Genomic DNA, 14317 nt, shown 5'->3' with positions numbered 1-14317 from the left:
AAAAGTGATCTATCTGACTAATGAGGTGCAAGGGCGAAAGCAAGCACGACGAAGGAGATCGGGAGTGGATCCGTTAAATGGTTAAACAAGTTAAAAGTAGCTATCTGTAGAGAACGAAGACGTTTTGAGATTCTGCCTCCCTTCATCCCTTCAACTTTTCACTCCTGGGAACGGGACTTACTTATTGATCGTCACAGCCAACCTGCGAACGGCTTTCGCAAGACCCGGATCACCAATCATTTCCAGGGCATCACTGAATGGAAACAGCCGGCGGCGGCGCACGTTCTCCTCGGGCCAGCTCTTCAGGAGCTTCGAGATTTTCATCGCGTAGAGTTGAAGAAAGCGGCCGTCGGACATCTGGCATCGGGTCCGCAGATCCTGCCTGATAGTTCCGAGCACCCCCGCTTCTTCCACGGCCTCCATCATGGCAACCTCATGGGATGTCATGTCGGGTTCCTGACGGCCCTTGGGGAAAATCCACCGGTTCCCCGAGGAACTGGTGATGAGCAGGAGATGCAGTCGCCGATCGATAAAGGTGTAGGGCAGGATTCCTAGCTGGCACATGCCGGAGGGCTCCGGTGCCCCGTGGATCGCCATTTCTGCCGTCTGGTATTCATCCCGTCTGGTCACCTCCTCCCCAAGGAAATCGGGCTTCTTGAAGGATTTGCTATCAGCCGCATCCGTAAAAAAGATCTCCGCCAGACGGAGCGGCGCATGTTCCCCCGTAAACTCATCGATCTTCATCTTCAGCCTGCCGAGCTTCATGATATGACGGATACGGGTGATCCGCTGTCCGAGTGTGAAGGGCCAGAGCTTCTCGAACTGTCCTTTGGTGATGCGGATCTCCTGACCGGTGACGGTCCGCCCGGAGCGGTCGCGAGCCGACAGGGAGTAGCGGCTCCCCTCGCGACGCATCCGGAGTTCCTGTCCGCGCTCCCTGACAATGTACCCCTGCTCGATCTCCAGACAGCTCGAGAGAGCCATCTGGGAGGGTGCTGAGGAGAGTAGGAATTTGCGCCTGATGGGCGCCTTGGGTTTCGTTGTCGGCATGATTCTTTTACTAGCTTTTCACCTAATGCTAGGATTGACAACTCGTGCCGCAAAGACATGATATCAAACCCCCTTTTGGGAGGAAACGATGGTGGCTGTAGCTCAATGGTAGAGCTCCGGTTTGTGGTACCGGCTGTTGCGGGTTCGAGCCCCGTCAGCCACCCGTTTTTTAAAGAACTTCAGGAGTACCCCAAGAGCATCTTGAGATTCTTCACCGAATCGAAGCACTCCACCGCAGTGATACGGGCCGCCTTGGAAAGTGCAGGCCAGTCGCTAAGAACCCTCTTGGAGGCCTCGACCGCCTCCTCCAGGTTGCGCACAAAGAGCATCCCTGATTGCGTCGGAAGAAACCGCTCGGCACCCGTCGGCTCCGTCACCACGGGACGGCCCAGTGCCAGAAATGCGGCGGCACGATCACTCAGCCATCCGCTACCCATGATGGCCTCCAACTTCACCGCAGTAAACTCGGCGGTGGCACCTGCAAGATAACGGTAATAGGACGCAGGCGTCCGGGTCAGAGTGTGCGGCGTGGCGACCTTCCATCCCAAGGAACGAAGACGCGCACGCTCGGGGTCATCGGGATTCAGATTCATGGCCAACTCAAAAACCGCCTCCGGAACCCGACCGGGAAGTTCCATATAGGGGGCGAAAGCCGCCTGCTTGGAGTAGTCGTAATACTCATTGCCGATTTCGATATTCCCATCCCAATACCACTGGCCGATCGTTGTGAACCGGGGCTTGCCAGGCCCCATGGGGCGGGGTTGAAGTTTTAGAAGTTCGGTGTCGACCAACGGAAAATAGCTTTTCCAGTGCACGATCGGCTTGGGGAGTCGTGGATCGATCGCCTCCATGCAGAGACCGACGGACCAGAACTCATCATGGGAGGACTGCCCCATCTCCATCTGGTCCATCCAGAAAAGCACCTCGGTCGGATCGAGACTGCAGAGTAGCCGACGGCCGAAGAGATTGGTGAGCGGCGGCTTGATCGAATAACTGAGATTCAGCAGGACGGCATGGGGTGCCAGTTCCTTCAACTCGGCGATCGGCATCCCGAAGGACTTCATGCCCACACCCATTGCCGAAGGATCATGCTCCTCAGGTCCCTTGGATTTCTGTGTCGGGCGAAGCAGTAGGCAATATTCGATACCGTAAAGAGTCATCCGGCGACAGAAGGTCCGGATGCACTGGACATCCTTTTCCGGATTGCCGCTCTCCTGCAGCACCTCGAGCCAGACACCACGACGTCCCATCCGCTTCAGCCCCATGAGATACTGGAGCGGAACGGAAAAGTTCCCGCCACCCTCGGGATACTTGGCCGCAAAACCACAACCAACAAAGACGGGAGGCAGGGAGGATTTCACAGGGATGAAGGGGATGAATGAGATGGGTGAAAGAAAAGACTGCTAAGACAAAATTATCTTTATCCACTTAATCCCTTTCATCCCTGTGAGTTAATTTAGACCCCGGCTCGTTCGAGAAGGGAGGCCAGCACTTTCTCAGCTTCGAAGACTTCGCGGGCGATTTCGAGGGCCGCGCGGCTGTGCTTCTTGTAATCGGCGCGGATAGCGGTGACCGCATCCACAATCTCCTCCATGGTCGAGAAGGTGAGGAGCCCCTCCTTGCCGCCATAGTGGGCAGTGAATCCGGTCTCCTGGGTAATCACGGGACGCCCAGCCGCTAGATAGCAGGCTGTGCGGTCACTGAACCATCCCGTGTTCAACCGTATATACTGGTCCTTGGCGCAGGTAAACTCCCCCTTGGAATTTCTGATGTAATCACGGTAGCCGTTCCAATCGACGCTCAAATCATGAGGCAGCACGAGCTTCCAGTCGTTTTTTCGGAACAGCTCTAACTCCTCTTCCTTCTTGATATCGGTCGCCATCTCGAAGGGTTCCCCAGAGAGTTTAGGAGCCTCGATGAATCGGAGGAACTCGAGCGATTTGCTCCAGAGGTAGTTGGAATCCTTCCAGACGATGTCCTTCTTGCCGCTGGTTGACCAGTTGCAGATCGTGGTGAAGAGGGCTGCGGGATCAGGCACCGGAGCCTCTACTCCCGCACACCAGAGATCGGTCACCACGGGTTGCCGAGTCGGCAGCCATTTGAAATCATGGGTGGGCACAATAAAGGCAGGCGTGCCGATATTCTCTCCGAAGGTGAAAAGGCGCCGGTGCTCTTTCAGGTAATCGATTGTCTCAAACTCCCCTTGGTCGATCTTGATCTGCTCCACGCCGGGATCGCTCTCGACATAGATCAGGTTCCGAATGGTCCTCAAATCGTCGTTCATATCGTGCGATCCACAGATATTGAGCGCACAGTCGGCCTCCTTGTAGAGAGTCCTAAGTTCGGCAAGCGACATCCCGGCAATCTCGGCGGACTCCTTGAAGCGCGCGCAGTAGGCCCAGCGACCCTCAAACCCGTGTTCCCTGGCTAAGCGCCCCAGCGTTTGTGTCGCATAGGAGTAATCGTCGGAGATGTTGAAGGCGACCGGATCGTAGGGATAGTTCAGCGTGTCCTCGACATAAGTGACCTCATGACCCAGGCGCTGAAGCCCAACAATGTAGTGGATATGCTGCCAGATGACCCCGGCGATGGGCATGCCGCCCATGAATCCCAGGACGATGATCTTTTTACGTTTCATGATTCGTTAGTTCCTTTCGGTTCGTGACCGGCAGCATGGTAGAGGCGGGCGTAGGATCCTCCCAAAGCGAGAAGCTCCGGACCAGTTCCCTGCTCGGCGATGCGGCCATGCTCGAGAAGCACCACGCGTCCGAGATGATGGACCGTCGAGAGTCTGTGGGTGATGATGAGGGTGGTACGCCCCTTCATCAGCTCTGCGATCGTCTCCATGATAGCCTTCTCGGTGGAGGGATCGAGTGCCGAGGTCGGCTCGTCCAGAAGCAGGATCGGGGCATTCTTCAGGAACGCACGGGCAATACCGAGACGCTGACGCTGCCCGACACTCAGATGCCCCCCGCGCTCTCCGACCGGCGTGTCGAAGCCCTGCGGTTGGGCCATGATAAAGTCATAGGCTTGGGCGCGTCGCGCCGCCTCGATGATCTCTTCTTCAGTCGCGCCTTCGCGCCCGTAGGCAATGTTCTCCCGGATACTACTGGAAAAGAGAAGGGTATCCTGCAAGACCATGCCGATCTGGGTCCTAAGTGAAGCCTTGGTGACTCCTCGCAGGTCATATCCGTCGATCCTCACGATTCCCGCTGTCGGATCGTAAAAGCGCGGCACTAGGCTCAGGAGAGTGCTCTTCCCAGCACCAGTCCCACCCACAAAGGCCACCGTCTCGCCGGGAGCAATCGCCAGATCGACTCCAGCTAGTACCGGAGCCTTCGGATCGTAGGCAAAGGAGACTCCGGCAAAGGTTATCTCCCCTTTGGCAATCGGCATCGTTATCGCACCGGGGTCGTCCTTGGTCTCCTCCTCGCGGTCTAGGATTTCGAAGCAACGCTGAGCACCTGCGGCGGCACCTTCAAGGGCCCAAGCCGTGTAGGTGAGTTGCTGGATCGGTTGGTAGAGTGTCGCCAGATAAGCGACAAAGACCGTCAGGTCACCAATGCTCAACCTGGCATCGAGCACCTGGATAGTTCCCACATAGTACATGGCCGAGGTTCCCACGGCGATGAGCGTCGTGACGACAAGAGCGCTCTTCATGGAGGTCATGTTCAAGCGGAAATTTGCCTCAAGGCTTCTTGTCGCATGACGGACAAACTGACTCACCTCGAATGATTCTCGGCCGAAAGCCTGGACCATCCGGATCGAGCCGAGTCCCTCCTGAGTCGTCGCGAGAAGATCGCTCTCCCTCTCCTGGATTGTAGTGGACTCCCTGCGAATCCGCTCTCCGTAATGTTGAATCACCCAGAAGAGAGGCGGAATTACTGTCATCGAGACAAGTGTCAGTTGCCAGTTCATCCGGAACATGATGGATAAGGCGCCTGCCAGGGTGACCACTGCTCCGAAGATCGTTGCGAATCCCTTGTTGTAGATCGTCTGGAGTGACTGGGAATCGTAGGCCACACGGAATGAGGAGTCGCTGCTGCGCCTCGTGTCGTGGAACTGAAGCGGAAGGGATTGCAGGCAGCTGTACAGCTGCGTACGGAGATGCAAGAGCGCCTTCAGGCCGATCTTGATCAGAAGTGTGCTGGAAAGGAGATTCACCAGACCCGACACAACGGCTATCAGGGCCATGATCACGCAGAGCGTCAGAGCAGCTCCCCGTGCACTGGTCCAGGAGAACCAGTGGGTAATGAAAGCATGGGCCTCGGCAACTCCGGGTGCCGTTTCGGGCTGGAGAATGCCGTCCACCACATATTTGAACGGCCAGGGGGCCAGCAAGTTGAATCCGATGCCGGCAGACATCAGCGCCACGGCCAGAATCGTCTGCCCTTTGTAGGCACGGAAGTAGCGGAGCGTGCGGAGATAGATGGCCATGCTTACCTCTTGCCTAGGGCAAGAATCCTTTACCTTCAAGCCACGTCATTCAGGACTCTGAACCCGGATTCCGGATCAGCCCAGAAACAGAATCTCCGGATACAACCATCTCCAGAGTCCCGTCTTCAGTAAACCGGTGGATCCTAGAACCTTTGGGAATAACGATTCCCGTCAGCTCAGCTGTACTGAGTAGGGCCTGGGCTCCGGGAGGCATGCCGGCCAGAAGCGCATCGCGTCGTGAGGGATCCAGCTCTCCGAAGATATCATCCAGCAGGAGCAGAGGGGGTCTTCCATTCTCCCGGTTCAAGAGCGCGGCGACAGCCAGTTTCAGAGAGAGCGCGATCGTCCGCCGCTGACCTTCAGAGGCATAAGAGCCTGCAGGAATACCATTCAGGAGGATTAGGATATCGTCCCGCTGCGGCCCGACCCGGGTCTGGCGCAGACGCAGCTCCTCATCACGGCTAGAGAGAAGAGTCTCCATCATCGGGACTGTAGCCCCCGGCTCATAGCGTATCTCAAGTATTTCACCCGAGATCCTTCGGCACGAATCCGCAGCAAGTGGCGCAAGGGAAGCAACCAGGTCCCTTCGGAAGCCTAGGATCCGATCACCCGACTCGGCGAGCGGATGGTCATAGGCCTCGATTTCCCGGCGAGAACGACCCTCGCGAAGGAGCAGATTCCGGGAACGGAGGGCACGGTCGTAATCCCTGAGATCCCGGCCATAACTCCTGTAACTTCCGCTAGTCTGGAGTCCCACGCTATCGAGCAGCTTACGGCGCCGTTCTGCCGGACCGTTCACCAGCATAAGATCATCACTGCCAAACCAGACGATCGTTCCCTGCTTCAGGTATTCCGTACTGGAGGACTGAGAAACCCCATCGAGTTTGAGCGCTCGCGTCGGAGGTGTGCAGGTCACGCCCAGGCGAGTCTCCCCTGAATCACTCCGCACATCACTCCGCACAAGGCCCTCAAGCAGAAAGGCCGCTTCCCCAAACCGAACCAGTTCAGCCAGCGCTGAAGTCTTGGGGGAACGGAGGCGCATCAAGAAACATGCCCCCTCCAAGATCGATGTCTTTCCCCGGGCATTGGGGCCGGTGATGAAGTTCAGACCGGGACCCGGTTCGTAACGCAGTTCCGGGAAACACCGGAACTCCCTGAAGATGAGTTGTGTGATCTGGCTCAATCTCGGAGATGGGGGGTCGCCCCCCTCCAGAAGGGTGGCTAAAGGGCTAGCGAAGAGCCGCCAGCAGAGGGGCCGGATAGATTCCGAGGATCAGAATGCCTGCTCCGAGCAGAAGAATAAGCCACTTGGTGGTTGCAGAGACGGGGATGACAGTTTCCTCGGAGGGTTGCTGCCAATACATCGCTCGGATCACCTTGAAGTAGTAATAGAATCCCGCCGCCACGGTGACACAACCAAGCATCACAAGGCCATAGTGACCTTGCTTCAGGGCGACCTCGAAGATCAGCAGCTTGCCGATGAATCCCGCAGTGAAGGGAATACCGGCTAGCGAAGCCGCGGAGAGAAGCATGGCGCCTGCCAGGAAGGGAGAGCGCTTGGAAAGACCATTGAAACGGGAGATCTCATCACCTCCGGTAGCCTCGGAAACGGCCTGCAGGACTACAAAGGCAAGCATAGTCATGGCAAGGTATCCGGCAAAGTAGAAGCCGATCGCGGGGATCGCCATGAGGGAAGCTAAGCTTGCAATACCCATCAGGAGATATCCGGCATGGGCGACGCTTGAGTAACCAAGGAGCCTCTTCATGTTGGTCTGGGGAATCGCGGCAAAGTTACCAAAGATAAGTGTCAGGGCGGCAAGCAGCGTGATCACCGCGTTGAGCTTATTGGCCAGGGCTGGGATCGCTTCCAGGGAAAGAAGGAAGCGGATCAATACCACGAATCCGGCAGCCTTGGAAGCAACAGACAGGTAGGAAGTAATGGGCGTTGGGGCACCTTGGTAGACATCGGGAATCCAAAACTGGAAAGGGAAGGCGCCCGTCTTGAAGCTAAGAGCGACCAGGATCATCGCGATCCCGAAGAGCAGTGCGTAGAGCGAGGATTCAGGCAGAGTCGAAATGGCGGCGGGCAAAGCCAGGATGTTTGTTGTGCCGGTGACTCCGAAAATCCAGGAGATGCCATAAACGATGAAGCCTGTGGAGAGAGCACCCAGGATCAGGAACTTGGTCCCGGCCTCCAAGGAGGCCGTGTTCTGGCGGAGATAGGTGACGAGCACGTAGAGTGTGATGGTCGCAAGCTCCAACGAAACGAAAATCATGATGAAGTCGATTGAGCTGACCATCCACATCAGCCCCGCGCAAACAAAGAGCGGCAGGATGGCGAATTCACCGACGCCACCGCCCGCACGTTCTGAGGGAAGATACCGCTCCAGAACCGTTCGGTAACCCGGAATCATCAGAAGCGTGACGATCGTCGCAACCAACAGGAACCGGACGAAGAAAACCGAGAGAATATCGGATGTGATGAAGGCGGCCTCAGAGCTTGCCGGAAGTGGCCCGATCTGCGGAAAAAAGCTCAGGGCAAGAACCCCGGTCAGACCAACGGCCCCCAGATAGGCCAGGTAATCCTTGTTGGAACGGTCGGAGAAAGCCTCCACAAGCAGGAGGACGATCCCGAGCAGGACGACAGCGATTTCAAGAAAGAGCGAGTTCACGGAATTCTAGGCGGCGGGTTATCGGGGAATAGCGGTCGTGACCATCTTCACGAGAAGCTGGGGATAGAATCCGACGATCATCAGCGGCACAAGGAGAAGGATAATGCTCCATAGAGCCGTCGGCGTGATGTCCGTCAATGACTCCCATCGGGCCATCATCGGTCCCCAGAAGGTACTGCGGTAGGCGCGGAGCATGTAGATCGCTGAGATCACGACTCCCCAGACTCCGACGATCACCGGAAGGATCATCGCGGGTCCGTAAGCTGTGGCTCCGAAGAAGACAAGAATTTCACCGGCGAAGTTGGCGAATCCGGGAAGACCCACGGAGGCCATTGCTGCAAATCCAAAGAGAAGACCCAAGACGGGCGTGACTTTGGCAAGACCTCCAAGTTCGGAGTAGTCGAGCGTGCCGGTGCGGCGGCGGATTTCCCCGCATAGAGCGAATGCCGCGGCCACTGAAAGACCATGGGCAAACATAAGGATCATGGCGCCGTTCACACCAATGATGTTCAGCGAAGCAAGGCCAAGGAAGATGTAACCCATGTGCATCACGCTCGAGTATCCGATCGTCCAGTCGAGTCGCTTCTGGGCGACCGTGATATAGCCGATGTAGAGGATATTGCCGATAACGAGCAGAAGAAGGAGACCGTTGAACTGGTGCATCGCCTCGGGGAAAAGCGGGAGCGCAATGCGGATAAGGCCGTAGAGACCGAATTTCTTCAGCACACCGGCATGCATCATCGCAGTGGGAGCCGGGGCGCATGCATAGGCAGGAGGCGCCCAGGAGTGGAACGGAAAGAGCGAGACCAGTGATCCGAAGCCGACGAGCAGGATCAGATAGATCACGGAAGAGGGATGGAATGTCCCGGCGGCGGCCATCTGGTCAAGCTGACGAAGATCCATGGTGCGGGAGACTGCTGGAATGCTCAGATAGAGAGCCAGCAGGCCGATCAGTAGGATAAAGCTTCCAAGGCCGAGATAGATCGTCGCTTTCCAGGCCGCAGCCTGGCGGTCTCCGGAACCCCACACGCCGATCATGATGAAGGTCGGAATCAAGGCGAGTTCATGGAAGGAGTAGAGGAAGAGTACATCCAGGGAGGCAAAGGCACCAATCACACCGGCCGAGATGAAGAGAAGGCAGACGTAGTAGACTCCCTCGCGTTTATCGATCTTCGGTGCAATCCAAATGGCAGAGAGGGTCACCAGCGATGCAAGCAACAGCATCGTGAGGGTCAGGCCATCAGCTCCCAGGGTCATGTTGATCCCGAGCTTAGGAAGAATCTTCCATTCGGAGAGAAACTGCCATCCGCCCGCAGTGAGATCGTAACGGGCAAAGAGCGCCACCGAGATCAGAAGATTCAGGACGGCGGCACCGAGGGCCATGACGCGGGGAGCAGCACCGAGCATGATCAGCACGGAAGCGGCCAGAGGCAGGACGATCAGGAGAATGAGAAGAAGGCTCATGTCAGGAAGTAGTGGTGATCGCTAAAGAGTTCTATCGGACGTGCAGGAGCAGGTAGATCAAGCCGACCACGCCGATACCGAAAAAGAGGGCGTAGGCCTGTATATTACCCAACTGCAGGAAACGGAGGGCAAATCCAACTGTCCAGACAAGCGTCGCGCTTCCCCGGACCAGAATTCCGTCGATGAACCATCTGTCGGTGAAGGAGCAGATTCTGGCAAAGCCACCCTGAATGACGCGGACGATCCAGAAGTAAAGATCATCGATGTAGAAGCGATTTTCCAGGAAGGGAATCCGGATCGGATCCTTCGCCACATTGCGGTAGAGGACAAATGCAAGCGCAAGGCCAGCCAGAAAAACACCAAGGAAAATATTGGGAACAAAAGAGGGTACTTCCGGCTCGGCCAGAGAGCCAACCTCATGGAAGAAAAGATGCTCAAAGAAAGGATAACCGGCTACGACCGCCGGAATAGCCAGCAGGATCAGTGGTATGGTCATCACGAGAGGTGACTCATGGGCGTGCTCGGAGTGCTCCGAACGAGGCTTCCCGAAGAAGACAACCATCGCTTGGCGCATCATGTAGAAAGGGGTCAATCCGGCGGCGATAACGACCACCCAGAAGATCCCGCGATGATGCTCCCAGGAGCAAGCCATGATGAGGTCCTTGCTGTAGTGGCCGCTGAAGAAAGGGCAACCGGATAGGGCCAGCATGCCGCAACAGTAGGTCAGGAAGGTGATCGGCATCTTGCCCTTCAGCCCGCCCATCTTCCAGATATTCTGCTCGTGGTGCATGCCGAGGATCACGGATCCAGCCGTGAGGAAAAGAAGACACTTAAAGAAGGCGTGCGTGAAGAGGTGGAACATCGGGAGCGCCGCAGAGACAGCAAGTCCAGCGCCGGTCACCATGTAGCCAAGCTGAGAGATTGTGGAGTAGGCGAGGATGCCCTTGATGTCATCCTGCTGGGTGGCAAGGATACCGGCCCCTAGTGCCGTGATCGCTCCAGTCCAGGCAACGATCTCGGAAGCCTCGGGAGAGGAAGAGAGGATCGGGAAAATACGGGCGAGCAGATAGACACCTGCGGCGACCATTGTAGCGGCGTGAAGTAGTGAGGAGACGGGGGTCGGACCTTCCATCGAGTTCGGGAGCCAGACATGCAGCGGGAACTGGGCCGATTTACCGACCGTTCCGCAGAAGATCAGAACCACCGCAGCGGCTAGGAGCGCGGGATTCTGAATAAAGATCGGGGCAGGATGGTTGATCGCGGCGAAGGTGAAGGTTCCGCCTTCCGGACCCCCGGTAGCTATCCAGAAAAGCAGAATGCCAAGCATGAAGCCGAAATCGCCGATCCTATTCACCAGGAAGGCCTGCTTGGCGGCATCGGAGGCCGAGGCCTTATGATAATAATGCCCGATCAGGATGTAGGAGCTGACTCCGACCAGTTCCCAGAAGATGAACATCATCACCAGGTTGTTAGCGAGGACGATGCCGAGCATCGAAAAGAGGAAAAGGGCCAGGCCGGCGAAGAAGCGCCAGTAACCGACCTCCTCCTTCATGTAGCCGATGGAGTAGATGAAGACGATCGGGGCAATCGTGGTCACCACGACCAGCATGGTGCGACTCAGGGGATCGAGCGCCAGATCGAAGGGAATCGACAAGGTCTGTCCGAAATCAACCCAGTTGAATCCATGGTAAATCCCATCGGCACTCTTGGCGAAGAGGATCCACCCGCCGACGGTCGTCATCAATGCGGAGAGGATGGCCAATCCGGCAGCAAGCGGCTTGCTTGCGCGGGTCACAAAAAGGATCAACGTCGCCGCAACCAGCGGTACGAAAAGGGTGATCCAGGCGATAGTGGAGAGGTTCATCAAAGAAAAGTGGTCAGAATTTCAGCGTGTCGAGATCCTCGACATGGGTGGTCTGGCGAGCGCGGTAGAGGGAGACGATGATCGCAAGTCCGACGGCAACCTCGGCAGCTGCCACGGAGATGATGAAGAAAACCAGGATCTGAGCATTGTAGTTCTGGTGACCCGAGACGAGCCCGTAGCGGGAGAAGGCCACCAGCGAAAGATTCGCGGCATTGAGCATCAACTCAAGACCCATGAAGATCACGATGATGCTGCGGCGGAGCATCACGACACCGAGGCCGGTGGCAAAGAGAAGCCCGCTGGCGATCAGATAATTGGCGAGTGTGGGCATGCGTGTGAGTGTAGGATGCTTAGCGGAGGGTTCGGCGACTCAGGACAACCACTCCGACCGTAGCGGAGAGCAGGAGGACGCCGATGACCTCAAAGGGGAGCCGGAAGGAGTGAAAGAGGGTCATGCCGATCATCTTCACGTCCGAAAGCTGCGGTCCTGCAATCGTGGGTGTCGGGATAGCAAAGGCGGGGTTGGATAGAATCACTTGGGTCATGATCGAGAGGAAGGCGGCCACGACCAGAACGCCTCCGAGAGTCACGCCGAAGTTCAGACGGCGGCTCTTCTCCTCACGCAGGTCCAGAAGCATGATGATGAAAAGGAAGAGCACCATCACCGCACCCGCATAGACCAGCACTTGGATGACGCCGATGAAGGTCGCATCAAGCGTCACGTAGAGGGCCGCGAGGCAGATGAAGGACATGACCAGGCTCATGGCGCAGGAGACGGGATTGCGCAGCAGGACGACGCTCAAGCTGAAGAGGAGCATCAGCGTGGCAAAGAACCAGAAGGCGGCGAGGAGCATGGTGTTCGGAAAAGATGAATTATGAAGGATGAAACTTGAAACCTAAAACCTGAGTCAGAAGGAATTTAAGAGCTGGAGATTGGAAGAAATGGGGATTGGGAAGAAGCTTCTATCTTTTTCACTCTTTTAACCTCGGATCGGTGTTACTTCAGCTCGTTCCACTTGAAGGTGAGACCCTTCATGACACCGCCCAGCTTGTAGAGCGTCTTCTTGTCATGGACCATCTCGGCGCGATTGAGACCTGTGATGGAGTAGTCCTTGCGGAGGAAAATGGCTTCTTCGGGGCAGACCTCCTCGCAGAGACCGCAGTAGATGCAGCGGGCCATGTCGATGTCGAACTCCTCGGGACGCTTCTCAACCTTGCGCCATTTATCGTTCTCGGGGATCTCCATCGGCTTGATGGTGATCGCACGGGGGGGGCAGATGAATTCGCAGAGCTGGCAAGAAACACATTTTTCTCTGCCATTCTCATCGACGACAAGCGTGGGGGCACCACGGTACCAGTCGGGCAGGTTAGCATCCCATTTCTCCTCGGGATACTGCATGGTGACGATTCCCTTGTTGAAGAGGGCTCTTTTCAAGTGCTTCCAGGTGATCGCGAGTCCCGCGAAGATCGCTGGCAGGTAACACTTCTCCGCGAAGGTCAGCTTGGGACGATTGACGACGATAGCCATGGGATCGGTTTGGTTGGAAAGTTTAGTGATGAACGATCATGTCCATGATCAATGGTGCACGACAGCGAGAATGATCGCAGTGAGGAAAATATTGAAGAGCGCGATGGGGAAGAAACCGAGCCAGCCAAGCTTCATCAGCTGATCATACCGGAAGCGGGGAAGTGTCCAGCGGATCCAGATCATGAAGAGGAGAATAACAGACACCTTTGCGAACCAGGCCCCGATGTTCACCAGACCCCAGACCCAGCCGTGAGAGCCATCTGGGATGATCGGCAGACTCCAGCCTCCTAGGAAGATGGAGACGATAGCCCCGGAACCTGCGAACATCGCGGCGTATTCGCCGAGGAAGAACGATGCGAAGTTCATCGAGGAATACTCGGTATGGTATCCGCCGACGAGCTCCTGCTCGGCCTCAGGAAGATCAAAGGGGAGACGGTTCGTCTCCGCGAAGATCGAAACCAGGAAGATAACGAAAGAGACCATCATGGGAATCCAGAGCAGGAAACGTTCCAGACTCACGCCGGCAATCAGGGAGTGGATCAGATCCTTGGGATGCAAGAGCTGATCCAGAGAGAACCCATGCGGCCAGTAGGGAGCCACCAGCCAACCATTCTTAATCTGCCAGTCCACGATCTCATTGATGTTGAGTGTGCCGCAGACCATAAAAATCGGGATGATCGAGAGGCCGAGCGAAAGCTCGTAGGAGATCATCTGAGAAGAGGAACGGATGCCTCCAATAAACGGGAATTTCGAGTTCGAGGCCCATCCGGCAATCGTGATGCCGTAGACGCTGAGGGAAGTGACGGCGAAGATAAAGAGAACGCCTACATTGATATTGGCGATGGTCATCTCGACTCCGAAAAGCGAGCTGCCGAAGGGAAGCACCGCCAGCACCAACAGAGGCGGGAGCAGGACCAGCTTCGGAGCGAGCCAGAAGAAGAACTTGTTTACACCGGCTGGGACGAAGTTCTCCTTGGTCAGGAGCTTCACCGGATCGGCAATCATCTGGCCCAATCCCCAGAGAGGAATATCCTTTTTACCCCCGAGGAGAGTCATCGGAATACCGACTCGGTTCGGGCCGGTGCGGTCCTGAATGAAGGCGCTGACCTTGCGCTCGGCAAACACGGTGACCGAAACGACGCCGAGAACCACGTTCAACAGGATGAAGGTCTTCAGGAAAGTCGTCCAAATAAGGAACACCAACGGAGTGGTCAGAAAATGAAGGATCAGAGCGGTGTCCATGGGTCTCGTTTAAGATCGAAGCCTAAATGTGGTATCCTTCCGCCGTCTGAGTGTCGAGAC

General features: G+C 56.5%; 12 protein-coding genes and 1 tRNA gene. 1 reads left to right on the top strand and 12 read right to left on the bottom strand.

Features of this window, described 5'->3' with window-relative positions; all coding sequences use genetic code 11:
• Nucleotides 1-177: 177 nt before the first annotated feature.
• Nucleotides 178-1050, bottom strand: a complete 873-nt coding sequence (locus K8R57_02075) for a hypothetical protein (GenBank protein ID MCE9587083.1) — start codon at nt 1048-1050, stop codon at nt 178-180.
• 91 nt (nt 1051-1141) lie between these two features.
• On the opposite strand from K8R57_02075, the gene K8R57_02070 reads away from it, so the two are divergent.
• Nucleotides 1142-1213: transfer RNA gene (locus K8R57_02070), tRNA-His, on the top strand.
• 16 nt (nt 1214-1229) lie between these two features.
• Here K8R57_02070 and K8R57_02065 read toward each other — a convergent pair.
• The 11 genes from K8R57_02065 to K8R57_02015 all read right to left on the bottom strand — a co-directional run bounded on the left by K8R57_02065 (nt 1230) and on the right by K8R57_02015 (nt 14257).
• On the bottom strand, nt 1230-2411 hold the full coding sequence (locus K8R57_02065) for a hypothetical protein (protein MCE9587082.1): 1182 nt from the start codon (nt 2409-2411) through the stop codon (nt 1230-1232).
• A gap of 95 nt (nt 2412-2506) precedes the next feature.
• Nucleotides 2507-3688 (bottom strand): hypothetical protein, encoded by a 1182-nt coding sequence (locus K8R57_02060; protein ID MCE9587081.1) that lies wholly within the window; start codon nt 3686-3688, stop codon nt 2507-2509.
• Nucleotides 3685-5487, bottom strand: a complete 1803-nt coding sequence (locus tag K8R57_02055; GenBank protein ID MCE9587080.1) for an ABC transporter ATP-binding protein/permease — start codon at nt 5485-5487, stop codon at nt 3685-3687. Before K8R57_02055 ends, K8R57_02060 begins: the two co-directional genes overlap by 4 nt.
• A gap of 49 nt (nt 5488-5536) precedes the next feature.
• A complete protein-coding gene (recF, locus tag K8R57_02050) occupies nt 5537-6670 on the bottom strand; it encodes a DNA replication and repair protein RecF (protein MCE9587079.1) in 1134 nt (377 codons plus the stop codon).
• A gap of 46 nt (nt 6671-6716) precedes the next feature.
• On the bottom strand, nt 6717-8159 hold the full coding sequence (locus K8R57_02045) for an NADH-quinone oxidoreductase subunit N (protein ID MCE9587078.1): 1443 nt from the start codon (nt 8157-8159) through the stop codon (nt 6717-6719).
• 18 nt (nt 8160-8177) lie between these two features.
• Nucleotides 8178-9623 carry an NADH-quinone oxidoreductase subunit M gene (locus K8R57_02040; protein MCE9587077.1) on the bottom strand — a complete coding sequence of 482 codons (1446 nt, stop codon included), beginning with the start codon at nt 9621-9623 and terminating at the stop codon, nt 8178-8180.
• 31 nt (nt 9624-9654) lie between these two features.
• Entirely contained in the window at nt 9655-11487 is a 1833-nt protein-coding gene (gene nuoL / locus K8R57_02035) for an NADH-quinone oxidoreductase subunit L (protein MCE9587076.1), read from the bottom strand.
• Between the two features lie 13 nt (nt 11488-11500).
• Complete coding sequence (gene nuoK, locus K8R57_02030) at nt 11501-11818, bottom strand: NADH-quinone oxidoreductase subunit NuoK (GenBank protein MCE9587075.1); 318 nt, start codon at nt 11816-11818, stop codon at nt 11501-11503.
• Nucleotides 11819-11837: 19 nt separating this feature from the next.
• The gene (locus K8R57_02025; GenBank protein MCE9587074.1) at nt 11838-12341 is read right to left on the bottom strand and encodes an NADH-quinone oxidoreductase subunit J; all 504 of its coding nucleotides are present in this window, start codon (nt 12339-12341) and stop codon (nt 11838-11840) included.
• A 143-nt stretch (nt 12342-12484) separates the two neighbouring features.
• Nucleotides 12485-13015 carry an NADH-quinone oxidoreductase subunit I gene (locus tag K8R57_02020; GenBank protein ID MCE9587073.1) on the bottom strand — a complete coding sequence of 177 codons (531 nt, stop codon included), beginning with the start codon at nt 13013-13015 and terminating at the stop codon, nt 12485-12487.
• A gap of 48 nt (nt 13016-13063) precedes the next feature.
• The gene (locus K8R57_02015; protein MCE9587072.1) at nt 13064-14257 is read right to left on the bottom strand and encodes an NADH-quinone oxidoreductase subunit H; all 1194 of its coding nucleotides are present in this window, start codon (nt 14255-14257) and stop codon (nt 13064-13066) included.
• Nucleotides 14258-14317: the final 60 nt, after the last annotated feature.

The organism is Verrucomicrobiota bacterium, from assembly GCA_021413925.1.
Taxonomy (GTDB): domain Bacteria; phylum Verrucomicrobiota; class Verrucomicrobiia; order Chthoniobacterales; family UBA6821; genus UBA6821.
This window is presented reverse-complemented; position numbering and strand designations above follow the sequence as displayed.

Excerpts from the sequence above, each read along its gene's own strand:
- K8R57_02075 (MCE9587083.1), bottom strand. The coding sequence starts at position 1,050 with ATGCCGACAACGAAACCCAAGGCGCCCATCAGGCGCAAATTCCTACTC.
- K8R57_02060 (MCE9587081.1), bottom strand. The coding sequence starts at position 3,688 with ATGAAACGTAAAAAGATCATCGTCCTGGGATTCATGGGCGGCATGCCC.
- K8R57_02055 (MCE9587080.1), bottom strand. The coding sequence starts at position 5,487 with ATGGCCATCTATCTCCGCACGCTCCGCTACTTCCGTGCCTACAAAGGG.
- K8R57_02040 (MCE9587077.1), bottom strand. The coding sequence starts at position 9,623 with ATGAGCCTTCTTCTCATTCTCCTGATCGTCCTGCCTCTGGCCGCTTCC.
- nuoL (MCE9587076.1), bottom strand. The coding sequence starts at position 11,487 with ATGAACCTCTCCACTATCGCCTGGATCACCCTTTTCGTACCGCTGGTT.
- nuoK (MCE9587075.1), bottom strand. The coding sequence starts at position 11,818 with ATGCCCACACTCGCCAATTATCTGATCGCCAGCGGGCTTCTCTTTGCC.
- K8R57_02025 (MCE9587074.1), bottom strand. The coding sequence starts at position 12,341 with ATGCTCCTCGCCGCCTTCTGGTTCTTTGCCACGCTGATGCTCCTCTTC.
- K8R57_02020 (MCE9587073.1), bottom strand. The coding sequence starts at position 13,015 with ATGGCTATCGTCGTCAATCGTCCCAAGCTGACCTTCGCGGAGAAGTGT.
- K8R57_02015 (MCE9587072.1), bottom strand. The coding sequence starts at position 14,257 with ATGGACACCGCTCTGATCCTTCATTTTCTGACCACTCCGTTGGTGTTC.